Annotated in this window: 23 protein-coding genes, 2 tRNA genes and 1 pseudogene; 18 read left to right on the plus strand and 8 right to left on the minus strand. The window is 58.9% G+C overall.

Annotated elements, in window-relative coordinates; genetic code table 11:
* Positions 1-78: 78 nt before the first annotated feature.
* Positions 79-702, plus strand: a complete 624-nt coding sequence (locus ABRP84_RS04345) for a mycothiol-dependent nitroreductase Rv2466c family protein (RefSeq protein ID WP_302526668.1) — start codon at positions 79-81, stop codon at positions 700-702.
* Here ABRP84_RS04345 and ABRP84_RS04350 read toward each other — a convergent pair whose 3' ends face one another.
* Complete coding sequence (locus ABRP84_RS04350) at positions 703-1,104, minus strand: hypothetical protein (protein WP_284610603.1); 402 nt, start codon at positions 1,102-1,104, stop codon at positions 703-705.
* A 120-nt stretch (positions 1,105-1,224) separates the two neighbouring features.
* Between ABRP84_RS04350 and ABRP84_RS04355 the strand changes: the two genes are divergently transcribed.
* On the plus strand, positions 1,225-1,704 hold the full coding sequence (locus ABRP84_RS04355; protein WP_005277878.1) for a ribose-5-phosphate isomerase: 480 nt from the start codon (positions 1,225-1,227) through the stop codon (positions 1,702-1,704).
* Between the two features lie 88 nt (positions 1,705-1,792).
* Here ABRP84_RS04355 and ABRP84_RS04360 read toward each other — a convergent pair whose 3' ends face one another.
* Together ABRP84_RS04360 and ABRP84_RS04365 are read right to left on the minus strand one after the other, a co-directional pair.
* On the minus strand, positions 1,793-2,626 hold the full coding sequence (locus tag ABRP84_RS04360; protein WP_349852838.1) for an aldo/keto reductase: 834 nt from the start codon (positions 2,624-2,626) through the stop codon (positions 1,793-1,795).
* Between the two features lie 175 nt (positions 2,627-2,801).
* Positions 2,802-2,873, minus strand: a tRNA-Gly gene (locus tag ABRP84_RS04365).
* Between the two features lie 121 nt (positions 2,874-2,994).
* Between ABRP84_RS04365 and ABRP84_RS04370 the strand changes: the two genes are divergently transcribed.
* The 9 genes from ABRP84_RS04370 (at position 2,995) to ABRP84_RS04410 (ending at position 11,056) form a co-directional block, all read left to right on the plus strand.
* Positions 2,995-3,843, plus strand: coding sequence for a DUF1542 domain-containing protein (locus ABRP84_RS04370; protein WP_349852839.1), 849 nt, complete (start codon positions 2,995-2,997; stop codon positions 3,841-3,843).
* Between the two features lie 134 nt (positions 3,844-3,977).
* Positions 3,978-4,051: transfer RNA gene (locus tag ABRP84_RS04375), tRNA-Pro, on the plus strand.
* 93 nt (positions 4,052-4,144) lie between these two features.
* Positions 4,145-5,500, plus strand: coding sequence for a trigger factor (gene tig / locus ABRP84_RS04380; RefSeq protein WP_349852840.1), 1,356 nt, complete (start codon positions 4,145-4,147; stop codon positions 5,498-5,500).
* Between the two features lie 190 nt (positions 5,501-5,690).
* The gene (locus ABRP84_RS04385; RefSeq protein WP_023023580.1) at positions 5,691-6,302 is read left to right on the plus strand and encodes an ATP-dependent Clp protease proteolytic subunit; all 612 of its coding nucleotides are present in this window, start codon (positions 5,691-5,693) and stop codon (positions 6,300-6,302) included.
* A gap of 17 nt (positions 6,303-6,319) precedes the next feature.
* Entirely contained in the window at positions 6,320-6,946 is a 627-nt protein-coding gene (locus tag ABRP84_RS04390; protein WP_198010484.1) for an ATP-dependent Clp protease proteolytic subunit, read from the plus strand.
* Positions 6,947-7,218: 272 nt separating this feature from the next.
* Complete coding sequence (locus ABRP84_RS04395; protein ID WP_349852841.1) at positions 7,219-8,721, plus strand: peptide MFS transporter; 1,503 nt, start codon at positions 7,219-7,221, stop codon at positions 8,719-8,721.
* Positions 8,722-9,043: 322 nt separating this feature from the next.
* On the plus strand, positions 9,044-10,348 hold the full coding sequence (locus ABRP84_RS04400; protein ID WP_349852842.1) for an inorganic phosphate transporter: 1,305 nt from the start codon (positions 9,044-9,046) through the stop codon (positions 10,346-10,348).
* Positions 10,349-10,351: 3 nt separating this feature from the next.
* The gene (locus ABRP84_RS04405; RefSeq protein ID WP_349852843.1) at positions 10,352-10,642 is read left to right on the plus strand and encodes a hypothetical protein; all 291 of its coding nucleotides are present in this window, start codon (positions 10,352-10,354) and stop codon (positions 10,640-10,642) included.
* Between the two features lie 159 nt (positions 10,643-10,801).
* Positions 10,802-11,056 carry a hypothetical protein gene (locus ABRP84_RS04410; RefSeq protein WP_005277906.1) on the plus strand — a complete coding sequence of 85 codons (255 nt, stop codon included), beginning with the start codon at positions 10,802-10,804 and terminating at the stop codon, positions 11,054-11,056.
* Positions 11,057-11,139: 83 nt separating this feature from the next.
* Here the strand turns inward: ABRP84_RS04410 and fabG are convergent.
* Positions 11,140-11,905: pseudogene (fabG, locus tag ABRP84_RS04415) on the minus strand (3-oxoacyl-ACP reductase FabG).
* A 231-nt stretch (positions 11,906-12,136) separates the two neighbouring features.
* Here fabG and clpX point away from each other — a divergent pair.
* Complete coding sequence (clpX, locus tag ABRP84_RS04420) at positions 12,137-13,432, plus strand: ATP-dependent Clp protease ATP-binding subunit ClpX (protein ID WP_023017073.1); 1,296 nt, start codon at positions 12,137-12,139, stop codon at positions 13,430-13,432.
* A 39-nt stretch (positions 13,433-13,471) separates the two neighbouring features.
* On the opposite strand, the gene ABRP84_RS04425 is transcribed toward clpX, so the two are convergent.
* Entirely contained in the window at positions 13,472-14,230 is a 759-nt protein-coding gene (locus ABRP84_RS04425) for a TetR/AcrR family transcriptional regulator (protein WP_349852844.1), read from the minus strand.
* 416 nt (positions 14,231-14,646) lie between these two features.
* Here ABRP84_RS04425 and ABRP84_RS04430 point away from each other — a divergent pair, with 416 nt between their 5' ends.
* On the plus strand, positions 14,647-15,603 hold the full coding sequence (locus tag ABRP84_RS04430) for a malate dehydrogenase (protein ID WP_349852845.1): 957 nt from the start codon (positions 14,647-14,649) through the stop codon (positions 15,601-15,603).
* Here the strand turns inward: ABRP84_RS04430 and panC are convergent.
* Entirely contained in the window at positions 15,600-16,421 is an 822-nt protein-coding gene (gene panC / locus ABRP84_RS04435; RefSeq protein ID WP_349852846.1) for a pantoate--beta-alanine ligase, read from the minus strand. The two genes, ABRP84_RS04430 and panC, sit on opposite strands and share 4 nt — an antisense overlap.
* An 11-nt stretch (positions 16,422-16,432) precedes the next feature.
* Positions 16,433-17,254, minus strand: coding sequence for a 3-methyl-2-oxobutanoate hydroxymethyltransferase (gene panB / locus ABRP84_RS04440; protein ID WP_005277923.1), 822 nt, complete (start codon positions 17,252-17,254; stop codon positions 16,433-16,435).
* A gap of 57 nt (positions 17,255-17,311) precedes the next feature.
* Between panB and ABRP84_RS04445 the strand changes: the two genes are divergently transcribed.
* The 5 genes from ABRP84_RS04445 to ndk all read left to right on the plus strand — a co-directional run bounded on the left by ABRP84_RS04445 (position 17,312) and on the right by ndk (position 22,891).
* Positions 17,312-20,044 carry a valine--tRNA ligase gene (locus ABRP84_RS04445; protein WP_349852847.1) on the plus strand — a complete coding sequence of 911 codons (2,733 nt, stop codon included), beginning with the start codon at positions 17,312-17,314 and terminating at the stop codon, positions 20,042-20,044.
* Entirely contained in the window at positions 20,044-21,615 is a 1,572-nt protein-coding gene (gene folC, locus ABRP84_RS04450) for a bifunctional tetrahydrofolate synthase/dihydrofolate synthase (protein ID WP_502879785.1), read from the plus strand. Before ABRP84_RS04445 ends, folC begins: the two co-directional genes overlap by 1 nt.
* On the plus strand, positions 21,612-22,088 hold the full coding sequence (locus ABRP84_RS04455; protein WP_278722345.1) for a DUF4233 domain-containing protein: 477 nt from the start codon (positions 21,612-21,614) through the stop codon (positions 22,086-22,088). Before folC ends, ABRP84_RS04455 begins: the two co-directional genes overlap by 4 nt.
* A gap of 5 nt (positions 22,089-22,093) precedes the next feature.
* On the plus strand, positions 22,094-22,405 hold the full coding sequence (locus ABRP84_RS04460) for a hypothetical protein (protein ID WP_349852848.1): 312 nt from the start codon (positions 22,094-22,096) through the stop codon (positions 22,403-22,405).
* Between the two features lie 75 nt (positions 22,406-22,480).
* Positions 22,481-22,891: a nucleoside-diphosphate kinase gene (ndk, locus tag ABRP84_RS04465; protein ID WP_005277934.1), complete on the plus strand. Its 411-nt coding sequence runs from the start codon at positions 22,481-22,483 to the stop codon at positions 22,889-22,891.
* 147 nt (positions 22,892-23,038) lie between these two features.
* On the opposite strand, the gene ABRP84_RS04470 is transcribed toward ndk, so the two are convergent.
* Positions 23,039-23,389 (minus strand): ArsR/SmtB family transcription factor, encoded by a 351-nt coding sequence (locus ABRP84_RS04470; protein ID WP_284771605.1) that lies wholly within the window; start codon positions 23,387-23,389, stop codon positions 23,039-23,041.
* Between the last annotated feature and the right edge of the window lie 2 nt (positions 23,390-23,391).

Here is a 23,391-nt window from a genome sequence, read left to right on the forward strand (position 1 = left end):
AACGAAAATAGTGATGCATCAAGGTTAGCAGCGCGTTTACAGTGGTGGGGCAAACTGCACTTATTTCAAGGAGGAATAATGACTACCCCAGTTAAGTTTTGGTTCGATGCTTCTTGCCCCTTCGCATGGGCAACGTCCCGCTGGATCAAAGAGGTAGAAAAGGTCCGCGATATTACGGTGGAATTCGAGCCGATGTCCCTGTCGGTGCTTAACGATGGCCGCGATCTTGATCCCGAATACATGGAAATGATGGAGGCCAACTGGGGCCCTGCCCGCGTATTCGCCAAGGTTAAGACCGAGCAGCCAGAAAAGGTAGATGAGCTCTATACCGCCATGGGCACCCTGATTCATGCCAAGGGCAACGGCGGTAAGAAGGGCGATGGCGGCTATGACGAGTTCATCGCCCAGGCATTAGAGCAGGTTGGCCTCCCCGCAGACTTTGCGGAGGTGGCCCACACCGAGGAATACGATGAGAAGCTGCGCGAATACCACCACAACGGCATTTCTTCCGTGGGCGATGAGGTAGGCACCCCGGTTATTAAGCTGGGCGATACCGCCTTCTTTGGCCCGGTTATTACCCGCGTTCCCAAGGGTGAGGAAGCTGGTGAGCTTTTCGATGCCTCCGTGCGCCTAGCCCAGTTCCCTTACTTCTTCGAGCTCAAGCGCTCCCGCACGGAGATGCCGCAGGTGGAAGAGGACTAGTTATAAGCGCTGCTGGTCTTGCTTGCGGCGCACCGCGGCGGCTAGGCAGCACACCGCGATGACCGGCGTGAGTAAAAACGCCGGTACCCCGGCGATATTAATAATGGGCAGGGCCGTTTGCGCTTGGAATTCTGACCAAGCGGCGGCCACCCACGTAGCCCATGAGGCCGCGGTGAGCAGGGATAAAATCCCAATCACCGCGGCCAAACCGCCGAGGCGATTTTTCTTTATTACCCGCTGATTCAGCCACCACAGCCCCAGAACAAGGTGGGCGAGTGTGAAAAGTACGGAATGAATAAGCGGCACGAGGTAGTTTTTATTGATTAAGAAAATATTCGCCGCAAATAACAGCACCGCGATAGCAAGGATGCTGCCGTAGAGGGCGAGGACGCGAGGGCTCATTTTTATCGCCTTTCGTTGCAGCACGTAGTCTGCGCTTTAGCTTAACAGCGCCGGGCTATGAGCGAAATAGGTTATGCAAAGTGGTGCCTAGAAGGCGGCGGTGCCGGTATTGTGGGGGTTATGCGCGTATATCTTGGAGCTGACCACGCAGGTTTTGAGACCAAAAACCTGATTTCTGAACACCTCACCAAACAAGGCCATGACGTTATCGACTGCGGCGCTCATACCTATGACGCCGAGGATGACTACCCCGCATTCTGCATTGAAGCGGCCCTGTGCACCGTCAACGATCCAGGTTCCCTGGGAATCGTGCTGGGCGGATCCGGAAATGGCGAGCAGATTGCCGCCAATAAGGTCAAGGGCGCACGTTGCGCGCTGGCATGGTCGCCAGAAACCGCGCGCCTGGCCCGCGAGCACAATAATGCGCAGCTCATCGGCATCGGCGGGCGCATGCACTCGCAAGAAGAGGCCCTAGAAATCGTGGATGCCTTCTTGGATCAAGAATGGTCCCGCGCCGAGCGCCACCAGCGTCGCATCGATATCCTCGCAGAATACGAGCGCACCAATATCCCACCCGAGCTGCCTAAGGACCCGCGCTAAAACCGCCAGGTTCCTTGAATAGACATAAATGAACGCCGCGGGCCTTTGGGCCACGCGGCGTTTCTATGTGGTGGTTACACCAAACGCATTAGGCGTCGTTCATGTCATTGGGGTGATGCCCACCGCGGCCGTCTTCGCCTTCCTCCAAAGAGGTAATGGCGGCCATTTCCGCATCCGTGAGCTCGAAGCCGAAGACGTCGAAGTTTTCTGCAATGCGCGATGGCGTCGAAGACTTAGGGAAGAGGATGACCCCATTTTGCAGGTGCCAGCGAATAATGGCCTGGGCTGGAGAAACACCGTGCGCCTCGGCGGCTTCAGTAACCTCTGGTGCCTCCAAGATATCGCTCTTGCCCTGACCCAGCGGGCCCCATGCCTCGATGGCAATGCCGTGGGCGCGGCCAGCGTCCAGTTCGCGCCAGCGCTGCAGGTAAGGGTGCAGCTCCACCTGGTTAATCGCGGGGACGACGTCTGTGTGTGCCTCCAGCTGATCTAAGTGCTCCGGCTCAAAGTTGGACACGCCGATGGACTTCGCCTTGCCCTCTTTGCGCAGTTCAATGAGCTGCTTCCAAGCTTCAACGTACGTGCCCTTAGCCGGGGTAGGCCAGTGGATGAGGTACAGATCAACGTAGTCAAGGCCCAGCTTCTGCAGGGATTCATCCAGCGCCGCAGCGGCATCGGTGTGGCGGTCATTCCACAGCTTGGTGGTAATGAAAAGCTCCTCGCGCGGGATGCCGGAGTTGGCGATGGCCTTGCCTACGCCTTCTTCATTGCCGTAAATGGCTGCGGTATCGATGTGGCGGTAGCCCACGCGCAGAGCCTCAGCTACGTATTCCTCGGTCTTTTCCGGGTCCATCTGGAAGACACCAAAGCCCAGTTGAGGGATAGTATTTCCATCGTTCAAAGTAATATTAGGTACGGTCATGCACACCAGATTACGCTTATCTGGCCACCGCCCCAATGTGATGTATTTATGACCGCACTTAGCGGGGAGCCGGGGAGCGGGATGGAGGAGGGGCATCGGCAAGCAGTGCCTCGTTAGGGCAGAGGAATTCCAAGCTGTAGATATGGAAAAACCCACCGCAAGGTGGGTTAAAGCGAGGGAATGACGGGAATCGAACCCGCGTCTTCAGCTTGGAAGGCTGAGGTATTAGCCACTATACGACATTCCCACAGCGTTACCTTGAACGCTGTCGGCTACTTTAGCGCATGAGCGCCCCAAAACGAAAATAGGGAACACACGCAGTGGATAGGCCGTTAAAATAGATAGAACCAATTCCGGCAAAGAAAGCGATGATTGTTGTGGAACTCCTACTTCTTGTAGTCGTACTCGGTGGTGGCGCGTGGTATCTATCCTCGCGCAGCTCAAAAAAGAATCGGGAGGAGCGAGAGGCGCAGCAGTTAGCGGATGCCCAAGCGGATGCGCGTCGCTGGATTGAGCGCCTGGGCGGTCAGGTCATGCAGATCTCCGGCACGGATACCGCCTCGCAGCAGGCAATGGCGGATGCATCGGAGCGCTTTACCGCGGCCAATTCCGCAATTTCGCAGGCCACCACGGTCAAGCAGGCCAACTTGGCCCGCGAATCGGCGCTTGAGGGTATGCATTACGTCAATGCTGCCCGCGAGATTATGGACATGAACCCGGGGCCGGAATTGCCGCCGCTGGAGGGGCAGCGCGCCGCCGGTAAGGTCACCGAAAAACGCACGGTGGATGCCAATGGCGAGCAGCTGACTGCCTCACCGTACGCCTCCGAGGAAACCCCGAACTATTACCCAGGCGGAACCGTGGCCGGCCGCCCTGTCCCGGCCGGTTGGTACTCCTGCCCTTGGTGGGCGGATGCCCTGCAAACGGGCGTGTGGATGATGGGTTATTCCATGATGTTTAACGCCATGTTTGCCGGCATGTCCGGCGTGGGCTATTCCGCAGCCGCCGCAGAAAACGGCGACTGGGGCGGCGCCGAGGGTGGCGAAGGAATGGACGGAGCCGACGGCGGCGGAGATGCCGGAGACGCCGGGGACGCCGGCGATATGGGCGGCGATGCCGGAGGGGGAGACGCCGGTGACGGTGGCGGCTTCTTCGACGGATTATCTGACGGTGATGGCGGCGGATTCTTTGACGGCATGTTTGATTTCGATTTCTAAGTCAAGCTGCCAGAAATTATGCCGCTAACCTGCGTATACGCCATTAACAAGGGGCTGATTTAGGAGATTTAAAACCAACACGCTAAACTGGCTCAGGTATGCAACGCAGCCAAGGCAACTTGGTGGCCTACATACGGGGCGTGGCGCAGTTTGGTAGCGCACCTGCTTTGGGAGCAGGGGGTCGCAGGTTCAAATCCTGTCGCCCCGACGTATGGGGGTCTGAAAATGCCCTAATAAGGTTTTTCAGACCCCCTTTAATTTTTATGTACGTAGAAAACAATGAAGCCAGGGAGATTCACTCGTGAAGACCACCGTAGACAAGCTGAGCGATACCCGCGTTAAGCTCACCGTCAACGTTCCGTTTGCGGAGCTAGACCAGGAAATCGATCAAGCTTACGCGGCAATCGCGCAGCAGGTTTCTATTCCAGGTTTCCGTAAGGGCAAGGCCCCGCGCCAGTTGATCGACGCTCGCTTCGGCCGTGGACCGATTCTGGAGCAGGTCGTCAATGACATGCTGCCTTCCCGCTACGAGCAGGCCGTTCAGTCCGAGGACCTGAAGGTCATCGGCCAGCCGGACGTGGACATTTCCAAGATCGAGGACAAGGACTTCGTCGAGTTCACCGCCGAGGTTGATGTTCGCCCTGAGTTCGAGGTTCCGGACTTCTCCGAAATCTCCGTCACCGTCCCCGCCATCAAAGCTGGCGAAGAAGACGTGGACAAAGCCCTCGAGGATCTCGCAGAGCGCTTCGGTGAGCTGAAGGACACCAAGCGCAAGATGAAGACCGGTGACTACGCCATCATCGACATCACTGCCGAGGTAGACGGTGAGAAGATCGAGGATGCTTCCACCGAAGGCCTGTCCTACTCCATTGGTGATGACAACCTCATCAAGGGTCTAGACACCGCACTGCGCGGCATGAAGACTGGCGAGGATAACGAGTTCACCTCCACCATCCAGTCTGGTGAGCACAAGGACGAAGAAGCTACCTTCAAGGTTCACGTGCAGCAGACCAAGGAGCGCAAGCTGCCGGACATGGACGATGAGTTCGCCCAGATGGCCTCCGAGTACGACACCATCGAGGAGCTGCGTGAAGCTACCAAGACCGAGGTCGAGGAGTCCAAGAAGGCTGAGCAGGCCGGCCAGATCCGCGATGAGGTTCTGAAGGCTGCGCTTGCCGATGTCGACTTTGAACTGCCCCAGTCCGTCGTCGACGAGCAGGCTCACGCCCAGCTGCACCAGATCTTGGGCCAGCTGGCACACGATGAGAAGGCACTGGCACAGCTGCTCGAGGCACAGGGCACCTCCCGCGAAGAGTTTGATAAGCAGACCCGCGAGCAGGCTGAAGAGTCCGTGCGCACGCAGATCTTCTTGGATGCTGTGGCAGAAAAGGAAGAGCCGGAAGTTTCCCAGCAGGAACTCTCGGATCACATCCTGTTTACCGCTCAGTCCTACGGCATGGACCCGAACCAGTTCATCCAGCAGCTGCAGTCCAACGGCCAGATTGCCAACCTGTTCTCTGACGTACGCCGCGGCAAGGCACTGGCTGCCGCCATTTGCCGCACCACCGTCAAGGATGAAGAGGGCAACGACGTTGACGTTGAGCAGTACTTCGGTGAAGTAGAAGAAGACGAAAACGAAGCTACCGACGCGGAGTAAATCCTCTTCTTAAAGCCCAGCTTGACTCCTCGCATACACGAGGAAGTCTGGCTGGGCTTTTCTCATCGCCGGGTCGAAAACGCAGACAAAGATCGGTGCAAACGCTGATAGCGAACAGACCCCACAATTATCGCCACATTAAGTAGTGTGGTGGCATTAGAGATTAACCGTCCTCAAGGAGACTTTTCGAATGTCTAAGAAATCTGACCAGCTTCAGATGACCACCCCGGCAGGCTCCGGCCTGAACTTGGGTGACAGCGTCTACGAGCGCCTGTTGCACGAGCGCATTATCTTTTTGGGCACCCAGGTAGACGATGAAATTGCCAATAAGTTGTGCGCACAGATCCTGCTGCTTTCCGCAGAGGATCCCACGCGCGATATTTCGCTCTACATCAACTCCCCGGGTGGCTCCGTGACCGCGGGCATGGCCATTTATGACACGATGAAGTACTCGCCCTGCGATATCTCCACCTACGGCATGGGCTTGGCTGCTTCCATGGGTCAGTTCCTGCTTTCCGGTGGTACGAAGGGCAAGCGCTATGCGCTGCCGCACGCTCGCATCATGATGCACCAGCCTTCCGCTGGTGTGGGCGGTACCGCTGCCGATATCGCCATCCAAGCGGAGCAATTCGCCCAGACCAAGCGCGAGATGGCTGAGCTCATTGCAGAGCACACCGGCCAAACCTTCGAGCAGATCACCAAGGACTCTGACCGCGACCGCTGGATGACTGCGCAGCAAGCCAAGGACTACGGCATTGTTGACCACGTTATCGAGTCCGTGAACGGCCCACTGAGCAACTAGGGAATAAGGAGAAAATCATTATGAATAAGTCGCAGATGCCAAGTTCCCGTTACGTACTGCCTTCCTTTATTGAGCAGTCCGCTCAGGGGACGAAGGAAACCAACCCGTACTCCAAGCTCTTTGAAGAGCGCATCATCTTCCTGGGTACACAGGTCGATGACACCTCCGCCAATGACATCATGGCCCAGTTGTTGGTTCTTGAAAGCCAAGATCCGGACCGTGACATCACCATGTACATCAACTCGCCTGGTGGTTCCTTTACTGCCTTGATGGCAATTTATGACACTATGCGCTACGTGCGCCCAGACGTGCAGACCGTGTGCCTGGGCCAGGCGGCTTCTGCTGCCGCAGTGCTGTTGGCTGCTGGTGCTCCGGGCAAGCGTGCGGCGCTGCCGAACTCCCGCGTATTGATCCACCAGCCTGCAACCCAGGGCACCCAGGGTCAGGTCTCGGACTTGGAAATCCAGGCCGCAGAGATTGAGCGTATGCGCACCTTGATGGAAAACACCCTGGCGGAGCACACCGGCCGTACGGCCGAGCAAATCCGCATCGACACCGACCGCGATAAGATCCTGACCGCGGAAGATGCCGTGGAATACGGAATCATCGATACCGTCTTTGAGTACCGCAAGCTCAATTCTTAATACGGTCCTGATGGACTGAATCCATCAGTGGAGGCCCTGCGAGGCCGCTTCGAGAGGAGCGCTCGCAGGGCTTTTATTATTTGCGCATAAGTGACTGCAGTATATTCCTATGAGGGGTATGTCAGGGGAGCAACGGAGGGCGAACATCTACCCCAAACGGGGTGAATCTTTCAGAGAAATATCTGCAGGTCGTTAGGCAGATTAATATAGTGCGATGTTTCACGTATAATGGCCGATTTGTGAATTAGGCCTCTGAGTGGTCGTATTATGTTATGACAAATAAGGAACCAGAGGCGGAGGATCGAACCTCCGCACCCGCTGCTTCGAGCGGGGAGCGTACATTTTTCGGCCACCCGTGGGGGCTGGCTAACCTGTTCGGTGTGGAAATGTGGGAGCGATTCAGCTTCTACGGCATGCAGTCCATCGTGCTGCTGTACATGTACTACGCAACTACCGATGGCGGCTTGGGCCTCGACCGCGGCGATGCGACGTCGATCGTCGGTGCCTACGGCGGTTTGGTGTACATGGCGTGCCTGCTGGCATCGTTGGTAGCTGACCGCATCCTCGGTGCGGAACGCACCCTGTTCTACTCTGCAGTCATGGTGATGGCTGGACACCTCGTCTTGGCCTTCATCCCTGCCGTAACAGGCCTGGCTATCGGCCTGATCCTCATCGCCGTTGGTTCCGGTGGTGTGAAGACCACCGCTTCGGTGGTGCTGGGCTCGCTGTATAGTCGCGACGATCCTCGCCGTGACGGCGGCTTTTCCGTCTTTTATATGGGCGTTAATATTGGTGCCCTCTTTGGTCCGCTTCTTACCACCGCAATGTGGGGCTGGAAGGGCTTCCACTGGGGCTTCGGCATCGCTGCCGTCGGTATGGCGCTAGGCCTTATCCAGTACACCGCCATGCGTAAGACCACCATTAAGGATGCCGGCCATGACATTCCGAACCCGGCGGACTCCAAGCAGCGCCTGATGGGCCTTGGTGCGATTGTCGTCGCCATCCTCGTCATGGTCATCGGCCTGGGTACCGGAATCATCAAGGTGGAGTGGCTGTCCAATATCGTCACTGCTGTTGCCCTGATCGCCGCCGTCTACTTCTGGATTCAGATGTACACCTCTGATTTGGTGAGCCGGAAAGAAAAGAACCGCCTCTTGGGCTTTATTCCGATGTTCATCTCCGGTGTGCTGTTCTTCGGTATCTTCCAGCAGCAATTCACCGTGATGACCATTTACGCCGATGTGCGCCTAGACCGCCACATCTTTGGTATCGAGATCCCGCCGTCATTGGTGCAGTCCATTAACCCGATTTTCATCGTTATCTTCTCTGCAATCTTCGCAGCTATGTGGACGAAGCTTGGTGACCGTCAGTGGTCCACGCCGGTGAAGTTCGGCGTGGCCAATATCATCATCGGTATTTCGCTCTTTTTCTTCCTGCCGTTCTCTGGCTCGGGCGCAAACTCCACGCCAATGTATGTCATTATCTGGATCCTCTTCCTGTTCACCATGGGTGAGCTGATGCTGTCACCAGTGGGTAACTCCCTGGCCACCAAGGTGGCGCCAGAGGCGTTCCCGTCGCGCATGATGGCCGTGTGGATGATGGCCGTGGCCATGGGTACCGCGCTTGCCGGTTCGCTGGCTAGCTTCTACAACCCAGAGGATGCGGGTGCAGAAAACACCTTCTTTATTTCCTTGGGTGTCGTCTCCATCGCACTGGGCATCGTTCTGCTCGTGCTGAGCCGCTGGGTGGTCAAGAAGTTTGCTACCTTCCGCTAAAAAGGGAAACTAAAGCCTGTATTTCGAGAGGTGCGTTGGTGTTAAGCCGGCGCACCTCTCTTAGTGTTTTCTGCCACGGTATTAAAGGCAGAAAATAGATTAGGTTTCCTAAAAATTGCTGGTAAACCGTATATTTTCGACAAGCGACTAACGCGGAGGTAGGTGCGGAAAGTTAACACTAGGCAAAGTGCAGTTTACTTCTTAGAAACACTATTGGCTCAGCTTATTATTGCGGAGTACGCTGCACTTCGTACGCGACGCGTGACGGCGCCGTAATTGCACTTTCTTCTCATTTGTTAATTGCTTACAAGGGGCCAATGCTGTGACAGCGACTCTGATTATCTTGGGCATTGTGGTGTTTACCGCCTTAGCCTTCGACTTCACCAATGGTTTTCACGACACCGCCAATGCGATGGCAACCTCCATTGCTACTGGCGCGTTGAAGCCATTTACTGCGGTGGCGATTTCTGCCGTACTTAACCTCGTTGGCGCATTCTTGTCCGTGAATGTCGCGGCAACGGTGGCCAAAGGAATCGTCAACCTCGATTCCTATGACCTTTCGGGTGCAGCCGCTGACTCGGACGGCCAGGCCCTGTTGATGGTGGTCTTTACTGGCCTTATCGGCGGTATTCTGTGGAACCTTTTCACCTGGTTGCTCGGGCTGCCGTCCAGCTCTTCCCACGCCCTTTTCGGCGGCCTTATCGGTGCAGGCTTTGCAGCGATGGGCACTGGGGGAGTGGAGTGGACCTCTATTATGGCCAAGATCATCATTCCGGCGGTGGCGTCCCCGATTATCGCCGCGTTGGTGTCCGCCTGCGCCACCTTCCTCGTTTATTGGGTGACCAACACCATTCCAAATAAGGAAAAGAACGAGCACTTCCGCCATGGCCAGATTGTGACCGCCTGCTTGGTATCGCTGGCACACGGTGCCGGTGACGCTCAGAAGACCATGGGCGTTATCTTCCTCGCGCTCGTGGCTTCGGGCCACGCGGCTGCCGATGCTCGCATTCCAACCTGGGTCATTGTCGCTTGTGCGATTGCCATTGCGGCCGGTACCTTGTCCGGTGGCTGGCGCGTTATCCGCACCCTGGGTAAGGGCTTGGTGGAGATCGAATCCCCGCAAGGTATGGCAGCCGAGGCTACATCTGCAGCCATCATCTTGACCTCCGCTTCCGGCGGCATGGCGCTGTCTACGACCCACGTGTCCACCGGTTCCATCCTTGGTACTGGTTTGGGACGCCGCGGCGCGGAAGTGCGTTGGGGCGTAGCGATGCGCATGGTGGCGGCTTGGCTTATTACGCTGCCCTGCGCCGCCTTCGTTGGCTTCGCCTCTTGGTGGCTGGCCCACGGCGTGTCCTCTGCCACGACAGTAGCTACCGGCGCCATCGTGGACTTCGTCCTGCTCTTGGCCATGGCCGCACTTATCGTCATCCGCTCCCGCATGAACCCAGTCGATGCTTCCAACGTCAATAATGACTGGGAGGAAAATGCTGAGTCCGTGGATTCTTCCTTGGAGCCGCGCGTTGGTGCGAAAGAGTCCGTCGCAGCCGCAGGGGGCATGACCCCAGTAGCGGCGGTCGACGGGGACACTAACTCCACCTCATCTACTCCGCACGAGGAGCGCTAGAACATGACTGTTGCAGAAATCTTTGAATCTATACTCCGAGTCGCTGGCTTGGCCCTTGTCTTCGGCGCCGGCATTCCCCTGCTCTTCGCTCTGGGCATGCGTTCCATGACGGGAGATCCCATCCGTGATGATAACGGCGTGGTGGTAGGAGATACTCCCGCTAGCCGGCAGATGAAGGTGCTGGGATGGACCGTTTATGCCGTATTGGGTGCCGTCATCGTAGTAGCAATCGCGTGGATCGCGCGCGATAGCCTAGACCACTACTTTGGCTTCACCCCATTTGGCGAACTCTAAAATAACCCGCGGGCCAGGGGCAGGCCCGTGACCATGTAATATGCCTCACAGCCACTTAAAGTTAACAAAAGGTTAACTTTAAGTGGCTTTGGGGTTGCTTAGTGGGTAAGTACCAAGTATATTGATGCCTATCAACAACGCAACATTGAGAGGTGAGAGATGAACACAATGCGGACCTTCTTTGGTGGCATTAGCGATATGTTCAAGGACTCCACCACGGGTACGGGTTTGGATACGGTGTCGCAGACGCCGGTTTCTGCCCGCGTAGCGGAAAATCTCGTTGACGCGGGGCTGACCCCCGCGACGACCAAGGACGTCGCTGAGTCCTTCGCATTCGTTGCCGGCCACGCGCCAGATGAGTTGGAAATGCTCGATGTCGAGGCATTCTTGCTCGAATTCGGCTGGCTGCAATAAAAGCCGCACTAGATAACCCCGCCAGGCACCATCCTCGGTGTCGGCGGGGTTATCTGCGTTATAGGGCTGGGCATCGGCAAGCGCTAGCGCGGCGGCAGGATGGCCTCAGGGGTTTCGGGCAGGAGCTGGCCGCCGTCAATGATCAGCGTTTGGCCGGTGATATATCCGGCCTCGGTGGACGCAAGGAAGGCTGCGGCGTTGCCAATATCGCGGGGGCTGCCGAGTCGGTGCAGCGGGATGGAGCGAGTCATCTCATCGAGGTAGTCTTGGCCCTGTGCTTCCAGTCCCTCGGTGAGGATATTGCCGGGCAAAACGCCATTGATGGTGATGCCATCGCGGGCGATTTCTAAGGCAGCGGAACGGATAAAGCCCTGTTGGGCCGCCTTGGAGGCGCCGTAATGCGCCCAGCCGGGAAAGCCGGTGTGCGAGCCGGTAATGGAAGTAGTGATGACGATGCGCCCGTAGCCGCGTTCTTTCATATACGGCAAGGCTTCCTGTACAACCTTGAACGTGCCGTGGGTATTGATATCAAACATGGTTTCCCACTGCTTATCCGTCATCTCTTCCAGTGGGCAGTTGGGAAAGACACCGGCATTGGAACAGACAATGTCAATTGCACCGTGCGTGGCGTGGACCTTCGCAAACATTTTCTTTAATGGAGGCCCTATCGGTGACATCGACGGGATAAGCGGTGGCGCCGAGTTCCGCGGCGGTGGCTTCGGCCTTGTCGATGTCAATATCGGCGATGACAACGTTAGCGCCGGCTTCGCGCAGGGAGGCAACGATGCCCTTGCCGATGCCCGCTGCCCCGCCCGTGACAATCGCGGTACGGTCCGTGAGGTCGAACATAAAATGGCTCCTTCGTTGGTGGTGGGGTGGTGGAGGATCCACTTTCCAAGTTTAGTTGTGCGGGCGGAGAAAGATCTGCGAATTTCGCCACGCGGAGGGAATGAATAGGAGCCGCGTCGGGTTGATTTACTAAGGTAGATTTTTGAACAACGAACCGCGGGGATGGAAGTAAGCGAGCCTTCCCGCCCCACCTTTAGAAGCGGTAAACAAGAGCGAGTGTGAAAGTACTGAATGGCACGTATGCAAGAAAGCGCTGATCTCCTGAAGTGTTCCTTCTGCGGAAAGAGCCAAAAGCAGGTGAAAAAGCTCATTGCCGGTGGCGGGGTCTACATCTGCGATGAGTGCATCGAGCTCTGCAATGAGATTATTGAAGAAGAGCTCGGCCACGAGCAGGCCGAGGAGTCTTCCGAGGCGGAGGTGCGCCTGCCCAAGCCTTCGCAGATTTCTTCCTTTTTGGATAAGTACGTCATTGGCCAGGACAAGGCCAAGCGCGTGCTGTCGGTAGCGGTGTATAACCACTACAAGCGCATTAAGGCCGAAGAATCCGCCGCGTTGGATGCGCGCCGGAAGAAGGCCGAGGGCGAAGAGGTAGAGATCTCTAAGTCCAATATTTTGATGCTGGGGCCTACCGGTTCCGGTAAGACCTACCTGGCGCAGACCTTGGCGCGCCTGCTGGATGTGCCTTTCGCCATCGCGGATGCCACCAGCTTGACCGAGGCCGGTTATGTGGGCGAAGACGTAGAAAATATCCTCTTGAAGCTGCTGCAGGCAGCGGACTTTGACGTGGAGCGTGCCCAGCGCGGCATCATCTACGTCGACGAGGTGGATAAGATTTCCCGCAAGTCTGAAAACCCCTCCATTACCCGCGATGTCTCCGGCGAGGGCGTGCAGCAGGCGCTGCTGAAGATCCTGGAGGGAACCGTGGCCGCCATCCCGCCACAGGGCGGGCGCAAGCACCCGAACCAGGAATTTATCCAGCTAGATACCTCCAATATCCTCTTCATTGTCGCTGGCGCGTTTGCGGGCCTCGACCAGGTGATCGCGGATCGCGTGGGCAAGAAGGGCGTTGGCTTTGGCGCGAAGCTGGGCACCGAAGACGAGCGGGAAAAGGTGGACCTATTCTCCCAGGTGCGCCCGGAAGACCTCGTGAAGTTCGGCTTGATCCCAGAATTTATCGGCCGCCTGCCCGTGGTGGCGACGGTGGATAACTTGGACCGCGAGGCCCTGGTCAAGGTGCTTACTGAGCCCAAGAACTCGCTACTCAAGCAGTACAGCCGCCTATTTGAGATGGATGACTGCGAGCTGCACATGGAGGACGGGGCGCTGGATGCTATCGCTGAGCTCGCCCTCGAGCGCAAAACCGGCGCGCGCGGCCTGCGCGCGATCCTGGAAGAGCTGCTCGTTCCAGTGATGTTTGAGCTGCCAGACAGAGAAGATATTTCCGCCGTGCACATCACCGCAGACTGCGTCACCCAGGGCGCAGAGCCCGAATTCACCTACAAGGATGAGGCGAAGGAATCGGCTTAGTGAGAAGGGGGCACCGGCAAGCAGCCGGTGCCCCTACTTTTATGCCTCGCCGTAGATATCTTGCGGGGAGGCTTCATCGCCCTCGTCGGCATCAGAAGGCACCAAATAAGACTCGTGGCCGGAATCGGGGATATTGGCGGTGAGGAATGCCAGCACGGCATCGACGGTAAGCCGGTGCATGCCGTCGGTATTTGCCTGGCTGGACATATCCACGCCCAACAGGTTGTCCATCATCGCCCGGTTGGTCACGCGGTACGAGGTGAGCGAGGCAATGATGGTGAAAATATCATTGGTGGAAATGCCTGGCCGGAAGGCACCGGCGTCCTGGCCCAGCATGAGCAGGCGATCGAGGTGCAGGGCGACGCCGCTGAAATCCGCCACGGGATTGGTGGAAGACCCCACGATGGACTGCGCGGTTTCCCAGGTCATCATGCGAATGGCTTCGGGGTGGTTGACGTATTGCCAAAAAATCCAGTCCACCAGCTTGCGCACGCCCTCGACCGGGACTGCGGAATCGAGTTCCAGATCCTCTTCGTCGGGGCGGAGGCGCTCGGCGGCGGTGCTCAAGGCCCTCAAGTACAGGCCCTGCTTATCGCCAAAGTGGTAGTGGATCATGCGCTTGGACATGCCGGATTCCGCGGCGATGGTGTCCAGCTTGGTTTCAGTAAACCCCCACGCGGAAAACTGGGAAATGGCGATATCCACCACGGCATCGGTGCTGATGGAATCCGCAGCGTGAGCGTCGGAGTCCTCCGCCTGCTCCGCAGCGTGCAGCGGTTCGGTGTGCTCAGTGCTCATAGCATGTGTCCTATCTCTGCTTCGCGGCGCCGATGTGGCGATAGTCGGTAGTGTCTCGAGTGCTGCTTGGGCGGCCGTACTATTGGGTCCGATGTGGTAGCGGTTGACCAACGTGCAGCCCGCCCAAAGGCAGTGAATGCATCCCTGCAAGCGCACCCGCCGGTGGGGCTGTGCCGCCTCCATCATGCCCGATTAATCCCACCCCGCGGGAGCAATGTGCCCATTGGGGGCGTTAATTTGGAGGTAAATGGGGGTAATATCCGGAAATTTGGCGGCGTTTTCCCTCCGAAAGAGGGGGATTAATTTCACAACACATTACCTCCGGATGGCGCTAAGCTCGGGGGTGGATACATCCCGTGGAGGGTGGCGCGCATGAGGGGCGCTTACAACTCCACGACATACGAGGAGGAATTAGCATGACCCAACCAGTAAAAGTAACCGTCACCGGCGCCGCTGGAAATATCGCCTACTCCCTGCTGTGGCGGATCGCCGCAGGCGACGTATTTGGCAAGGACACCCCAGTGGACCTTGCTCTCTTGGAAATCCCGGCGGTAGTAGAAAAGGCAGAGGGCGTGGCTATGGAGCTGCGCGATTCCGCCCTGCCACTGGTCAACTCGATCACAGTTACTGATGACCTCAAGGTAGCCTTCGACGATGCGTCTGCCGCATTCCTCGTTGGCTCTCGCCCACGCAGCAAGGGCATGGAGCGCGCAGACCTGCTCGAGGCCAACGGCGCCATCTTTACCGAGCAAGGCAAGGCCATCAATGACTATGCGGCGCGCGATATTCGCGTGCTGGTGGTGGGCAACCCGGCGAATACCAACGCGCTCATCGCTGCGCATAGCGCTCCAGATCTGGATAACTCCCAGTTCAATGCGCTCATGCGCCTGGATCACAACCGCACCTTGGGCCAGCTGGCGGCCAAGACGGGCCAGGCCACCAAGGACTTTTCCAAGATCGCGGTGTGGGGCAATCACTCCGCGACCCAGTTCCCGGATATTGCCTTCTCCAACGCCGAGGTAGATGAGCAGTGGTACCGCGAGGAGATGATCCCCAAGGTGGCCAAGCGCGGCGCGGAGATCATTGAGGTGCGCGGCAGCTCGTCTGCTGCGTCGGCAGCTTCCGCCGCTGTGGACCACATGCACGATTGGGTCCACGGCACCGAGGATTGGCGCACTGCCGCCGTGCCTTCGGATGGCTCCTACGGCGTCGATGAAGGCCTCATCTGCGGTTTCCCCACCGTCTGCCGCGACGGCAAGTGGGAAATCGTCCAAGGCTTAGAGTTGAGCGATTTCCAGAAGGAGCGCATCGAAGCCTCCGTGCAGGAGCTGCGTGAGGAGCGCGAGGCCGTAGCCCACCTGCTGAAAGGTTAAGCCTCCAGCACCAAGTTATCGATGAGCCGCACCGGCCCCACATGCGCTGCTACCAGCGCCAAGGCGGGCCGGTGTTGTGCATCTACGGGCTCGAGCGTGGCCGGGTCCACCACGGTGAGGTAATCCACCGTCACGCCGGGGGAGGAAGCGAGCTGGGCCTCAGCTTTTTCACGTGAGGCGCCATCCTGCAGCGCGAAGAGTGCCTGGGATAAGGCGACCGCCTGCTCACGCTCGGCGGCACTGAGGCGCGCATTGCGGCTGGACTCGGCCACGCCGTCCGTTGCGCGCACGATGGGCACGCTGATGATGTCCAGCGGCAGGTCGAGGTCCGCCACCAGGCGGCGGATGATCGCTACTTGCTGCGCATCCTTTTGCCCAAAATAAGCGCGGTCTGGTGTGACAAGGTGAAACAGCTTGCTCACCACGGTGGCCACGCCGTCAAAGTGGCCGGGGCGCGAGGCACCTTCCAAGACCGAGCCCATCTCACCCGTGCGCACCCACACCCGCGGGGTGCCACCCGGGTACATTTCCTCCACGCTGGGGGCGAAGACCGCATCGACTCCCAACGAGTCCAGCAGTGCGGCATCCGCGTCGAGGGTGCGCGGGTAGGCGCGGTAGTCTTCGCAGTCGCCCAGGTCCGTGAACTGGAGGGGATTGACAAAGACCGAGCACACCACGGTGTCGTTGTCTTCGCGGGCGCGGCGAATGAGGGAAGCGTGGCCGTCGTGAAGCGCGCCCATCGTGGGCACCAAACCCACGGAACCGGACGCTGCCGCGCGGAAGGCACGGAGTTCGGATTTAGTTGTGAGGATCTGCATGGCTTAAGACCTTAGTCCTCGAAAGACTCCTCGGCGTTGGGGAAGGAACGTTCACCCACATCTGCGACATAGTCCTTCGCTCCTTCCAGCAGCGCGCCGCGCAGATTCGCGTAGCGGCGCACAAAACGCGGCGCCTTGGGACCTCCCAGGCCGAAGGCATCGGTCCACACCAGAATCTGACCGTCGGTCTGCGCGCCGGCGCCGATGCCGATGGTGGGGATGGGCAGCTCCTTGGTCACCTGCTCAGCAAGGGCTGCCGGGACCATCTCCAGCACCACGGCGAAGGCGCCGGCCTCGGCGAGGGCGCGGGCGTCGTCGTGAAGCTTCTCCGCACCGGCACCCCGGCCTTGGACCACGAAGCCGCCCAAGGCGTGGACCTGCTGGGGTGTAAAGCCAATGTGGGCGCAGACCGGGATGCCGGCGGCGACAAGCGCGGCAACAATGGGAGCGCGCTCCGCACCGCCCTCCAGCTTCACGGCCTGCGCGCCGGTTTCCTTCATGACGCGCACCGCGGTCTCCAGCGCCTGGGAGGGGCCGTCCTCATAGGAGCCGAAGGGAAGGTCCACCACCACGAAGGCGCGGGAGGTCGAAGCAACCACCGCGCGGGCCAGCGGGATCATCTCATCGAGGGTGAGCGAGAGCGTGGTTTCGCGGCCCAGCACCACGTTGGCCAGGGAATCGCCGACGAGCAGGAGATCGACCCCGGCTTCATCGAAGATTTCGGCGGTCAAGCAGTCGTAGCTCGTCAGGCACGCGAAGGCCTGAGAGTTGTCTTTGGCTTGGGTGAAGTAACGGGTGCGGAGGCGGGCGCGGTGGCCAGGGTTGTGAGACATGCCCTTACTCTAGACAGGCCGGTGGTGCCAGTTGACGCACAGGGTAGAGTTGGCCAGGTGACTGATCAGAATAAAGAGCAACTCGTTGGCACCAACCGCGCGGACCAGCTTCCCAAGTCCTGGGAGCCGCAGGCAGTAGAAAAAGACCTCTACGAAGGCTGGGTAAGCGCCGGTTACTTCACCCCGGATGCATCCTCGGAGGCGGAGCCCTATTCCATCGTGCTGCCGCCGCCGAACGTCACCGGCCAGCTGCACATGGGCCACGCCTTGGACCACACTCTGATCGACTCCATCATTCGCCGCAAGCGCATGCAGGGCTATGCCACCCTGTGGCTGCCGGGCGCTGACCACGCAGGCATCGCCACCCAGACCAAGGTGGAGGCCCGTCTGCGTGAGCAGGAGGGAAAGAAGCGCTGGGACTATGAGCGCGAGGAGTTCATCGACAAGGTCTGGGAATGGAAAGAGCAATACGGTGGCACCATCCAGAACCAGATGCGCGCCATTGGTGACTCCGTGGACTGGACCCGCGAGCGCTTCACCCTGGATGAGGGGCTGTCCCGCGCGGTGCAGACCATCTTTAAGAACCTCTATGATGAGGGCATGATTTACCGGGCCAACCGCCTAGTCAATTGGTCGCCGGTGCTGGAGACCGCCGTTTCTGATATCGAGGTCGTCTACAAGGACGTCGAGGGCGAGCTGGTCTCCATCCGCTATGGCTCGCTCAATGACGATGAGCCGCACCTTATTGTTGCCACCACTCGCGTGGAAACCATGCTTGGCGATGTCGCCATTGCCGTCCACCCCGACGATGAGCGCTACGCCCACCTCGTGGGTCAGGAATTGGATCACCCTTTCCGCGATGATCTGAAGCTGAAGATCATCGCCGATGATTACGTGGACATGGATTTTGGTACTGGTGCGGTAAAGATCACCCCGGCCCACGATCCCAATGACTACGCCATGGGTACCCGCCATGACTTGGATATGCCGACGGTCATGGATACCACCGGCCACATCGCGCATACCGGCACCCGTTTTGATGGCATGACGCGAGAAGAAGCGCGCGTGGAGATCCGCGAGGCGCTGCGGGAACAGGGGCGCGTAGTCAAAGAAATTCGCCCCTATGTCCACTCCGTGGGCCACTCGGAGCGTTCCGGTGAGCCCATCGAGCCGCGCTTGTCGCTGCAGTGGTTCGTCGATGTTTCGCAGATGGCGAAGGCTTCTGGTGATGCCGTGCGCGAGGGCGATACCGTCTTGCACCCGAAGTCGCTGGAGCCGCGCTATTTCGAGTGGGTCGATGACATGCATGATTGGTGTATTTCCCGCCAGCTGTGGTGGGGCCACCGCATCCCCATTTGGTACGGCCCAGAACGCACGAACGAGTCCGGCGAGGTGGAACGGGATATCGTTTGTGTCGGCCCGGATGAGGAGCCGCCGGCAGGCTACAAGCAGGATCCTGATGTCCTTGATACCTGGTTCTCTTCGGCGCTGTGGCCATTTTCCACCCTGGGATGGCCCGATAAGACTCCAGATCTGGAGAAGTTCTATCCCACGAATGTGCTGGTCACCGCCTATGACATCCTGTTCTTCTGGGTCGCGCGCATGATGATGTTTGGCACCTTCGCCGGCGCCAAAACCCCAGAGCTTTTGGGTCAGGGCACCGATGGTCGCCCGCAGATTCCTTTCAAGGACCTCTACCTGCACGGTCTGGTTCGCGATGAGCAGGGCCGTAAGATGTCCAAGTCCCTGGGCAACGGTATTGACCCCATGGACTGGGTGCGCGATTACGGTGCGGATGCCTTGCGCTTTACCCTTGCCCGCGGCGCTAACCCGGGCGTGGATTTGCCGCTGGGTTCCGATGCCGCCGCGGCATCGCGTAACTTTGCGACCAAGCTCTTTAACGCCACTAAGTTTGCGCTGATGAACGGCGCCGGCGTGGCACCTTTGCCCAGCCGCACGGAGCTTTCCGATGCCGACCGCTGGATCCTCGACCGCGCTGAAGAGGTGCGCACCCAGGTCGATGCCTACTTGGACGATTATCAATTTGCCAAGGCCAACGAGCTGCTCTACCACTTCACCTGGGACGAGCTCTGTGACTGGTACCTGGAGATTGCCAAGACGCAGATCCCTCGCGATGGCGAAACGGTAGAAGGCCGCAATACCCAGATCGTTTTGGGCCGCGTCATCGACGTCGTGCTGCGCCTTTTGCACCCCACCATGCCGTATGTGACCGAGGTGCTGTGGAAGGCATTGACCGGCGGGGAATCCATCGTCATCGCCCCATGGCCCACGGTGGCCGATACCAACGGTGGCGCCACCAAGGACGCGGTGGCCGCCCGCCGCATTGACGATGCCGATAAGCTCATCACCGAGCTGCGCCGCTTCCGCTCCGATCAGGGCGTCAAGCCATCGCAGAAGGTACCGGGCCGCCTCGACTTCGCCGCGGCAGACCTGCAGGGCCAAGAGGAATTGGTCCGCAACCTGGCCAATACCACCGCGCCGGACGAGGACTTTAACCCCTCGGCCTCCATTGAGGTGCGTCTGTCCCAGGCCACCGTGGAGGTCACGCTGGATACCCACGGTGCGGTCGACGTTGAAGCCGAGCGCAAGCGCCTGGAAAAGGATCTGGCCAAGGCCAATAAGGAACTGGAACAGACAGGCAAAAAGCTGGGCAATGAGAACTTCCTGGCCAAGGCGCCGGAAGACGTGGTCAATAAGATTCGGGCGCGCCAAGACATCGCGCGCGAGGAAGTCGAGCGCATTACCAGCCGTTTGGAGGGCCTTAAGTAGTGTCAGATCAGCGCTTCAATCACGACGCCAACGGCAATGGCGAGGCCGCCGGGGGAGAGGACGATTTTGAGATCGTCGACGCCCTCAAGGAGGGTACCGAGGGCACCCCGGTGGAGATCACGGAATCGGGCCTGACCCTGAACCTGGGCATGGGCGAGGACGAAGAATATAATGACGCCGCGCCCCAAGAGGTATCCCCGGAGGAGCTGCAGGCGCTCGGTGAGGTGGAAGACGAGCTCAACCAGCGCTGGCCGGAGACCAAGATCGAGCCCACCCTGGAGCGCATCGAGATGCTCATGGATTTGCTCGGCCACCCCGAGCAATCCTTTGATGTCATCCACATCGCGGGCACCAACGGCAAGTCTTCTACCGCGCGCATGGTCGATTCGCTGCTGCGTTCCTTCCACCGCCGCGTGGGCCTGGTCACCAGCCCGCACCTGCAGCGGGTCACCGAGCGCATCGGCATCGATGGCCGGCCCATCCACCCGCGCGACTACGTGCGCCTGTGGCACGAAATCAAGCCGTATGTGGAGATGGTGGATGCGCGTTCCGATGTCCCCATGTCCAAGTTCGAGGTCCTGGTGGGCCTGTCCTATGCAGCGTTTGCCGATGCCCCCGTTGACGTCGCCGTCGTCGAGGTTGGCCTCGGTGGGCTGTGGGACGCCACGAACGTGGTCAATGCGGACGTCTCCGTAATCACCCCGGTGGGTCTTGACCACACGGATTACCTGGGCAGCGATATTCGGGAGATTGCGGGGGAGAAGGCAGGCATCATCAAGCGCCGCGCCGATGCCGAAGATCCGCTGACCCCGAACGAGAACATCGCCATCATCGCCGAGCAAGACCCCGAGGCCATGCAGGTCATCCTGCAGCGCGCGGTGGATATGGATGCGGGCGTGGCGCGTTCCGGCGCGGAGTTTGCGGCATTAGAATCCCGCATCGCGGTCGGTGGCCAGCAGGTCAATATTCAGGGCCTTGGCGGCATGTATGAGGACATTTTCTTGCCACTACACGGCGAGCACCAGGCCAAGAACGCGGCCGTTGCCCTTGCCGCGGTGGAAGCTTTTTTCGGTGCCTCTTCTGGGCATCCCTTGGATATTGCCTCGGTGCGCACGGGTTTTGCGAAGACGATTTCGCCCGGCCGCCTCGAGCGCGTGCGCACCTCGCCCACGACGTTTATCGATGCCGCCCATAACCCCCACGGGGCCAAGGCGCTCGGCGCAGCGCTTGACCGTGATTTCGACTTCGCGCGGATTATCGGCGTAGTCTCCATCTTTGCCGATAAGGACGCCCAGGGAATCCTCGCCGCGCTGGAGCCGTACTTGAGCGAGGTGGTCATCACCCAAAACTCCTCGCCGCGCGCGATCGATGCCTATGAGCTAGCGGAAACGGCCCGCGATATTTATGGCGAAGAGCGCGTCTATGTGGCCGATGATCTGCCCGGTGCCTATGCGCAAGCCGTGGAGCTGGCCGAGGAATCCGAAGTGCAATCCGGCTCCGGTATTGTGATTACCGGTTCGGTGATCACCGCCGGCGAAGCCCGCGCGATGTTTGGAAAGGAGCCCGCATGACCAGCCCTCACCCCAGGTCCCGCCCGCCTCGCCGCGGCGACGAAGTCGCGGATAATGAAATCGGCCCGTTGGGTCTGGGGCAAGACCCCGTCAAGGATCCCCTTAAGAGCTTTAATGGCATGGTCATCGCCAGCTCGCTCATCATGGAGTCGATCACCCTCGTTTTGGCCCTGCCGCTTCTGTACAAGCTGTATGACGGAACGCTGTGGACGCCCTTTAACTACGGCCTGGTGATAGGTGCCCTGATATTCCACTTGGGAATGATCGCGTTTATGAATAAGAAGTGGGCGCTGACCGTCATCGTATGGGCGCAGCTATTGGGCCTTATCCTTGGCTTTATGGCGCACTGGTCCATCGCCGCGATCTTCATCATCTTTGGCATGGAGTGGCTCCTCGCGGTGTATTTGCGCAGCAACCTCATCGCCCGCATGAAGCGCGGTTACTTAACTACCCAGCACCTCAATCAGAAGTAGTGTCCATGCGCACCGTCTATCTCGTCCTCGCGGCCCTAGCCTGCATTGCCGCGGTAGCTGCCCGCGCGGCCACGGGAGCGCCGTGGCTGCCGGCGGTGGCGCTAATCATTGCCGCCGTATTTTTGGTCTTGGCCCTGCGTACTAATTTTCAACGGGCGGAAGAAGCCACCCTTGATGATTTGGATGAAAAGCAGCGCGCAGAGATTAAGCGCTTGCTGGGCAACGGCCAGTTCGGCACGGCGGTTAACCAAGTGCGCCTCTGGTTTAGGGGGACCTCCCACGAGCGCGCGACGGAGATAGTCCAGCAGCTTACTTAGTGCCGCCCACTGCGCTGCCCCCGCATATAGCCCTCGGTCGTGGAAGAATTGTGGGTATTCGGTACAGTATGGGGCATGACTGAACGTACATTGATCCTTATTAAGCCGGACGGCGTAAAGAACGGCCACGTGGGCGAGATTATTGCCCGCATCGAGCGCAAGGGCCTCAAGCTGGCCGAGCTGGACCTGCGAGTAGCTGACCGCGAGACCGCAGAAAAGCACTACGAAGAGCACAAGGATAAGCCATTCTTCGGCGAGCTGGTGGACTTCATCACCTCCGCACCATTGATTGCCGGCGTCGTTGAAGGCGAGCGCGCCATCGAGGCATGGCGCCAGCTGGCCGGTGGCACCGACCCAGTCTCCAAGGCCGCGCCCGGTTCCATCCGCGGTGACTTTGCACTCAGCGTGGGCGAGAACATCGTGCACGGCTCCGACTCCCCAGAGTCCGCAGAGCGCGAGATCGGAATTTGGTTCCCCAACCTCTAAGTACTGACGTTACCTAGATTTCAAGGAGGCCCGAGCATTAAGCTCGGGCCTTTTCATTTATAAGGGGATTTATTGAGGGGCTAAAAACTTTGCTTGATTCACAGTGTTGCAGACATATTAGGCCAAGATTTTAAGGTTGGCGGCTTTTTAGTCGAAGGAGAGTAGCTTGCACAGTGCGGTGAAAGCTTGCTTTTGCACTTCGTGGGTGACGGTGCGGCCAGTCTGTCGTTTGGCTAGGAGGCCAGCATCCCGCAATTTTGCAAGATGGTGAGATACCGTTGGCTGGCTGAGACCGGATAATGTGGTCAGTTCGGAAACGCTCATCGGGCCGCAGCCTTTATCGCACAAGATGGATAAAAGACGAAGTCGGGCGGGATCTGCAAGTACCTTGAATTGCTGGGCAAGATGCACGGAATCGGCCTGGTCTAGGGGGCCGTTGCTGAGTGAACAACATTCGTTGATGTGGGGATCTTTGGTCATGCCGTGCGAAGAAACCATGC

This window comes from Corynebacterium sp. KPL2861, assembly GCF_040225475.1.
Lineage (GTDB): Bacteria > Actinomycetota > Actinomycetes > Mycobacteriales > Mycobacteriaceae > Corynebacterium.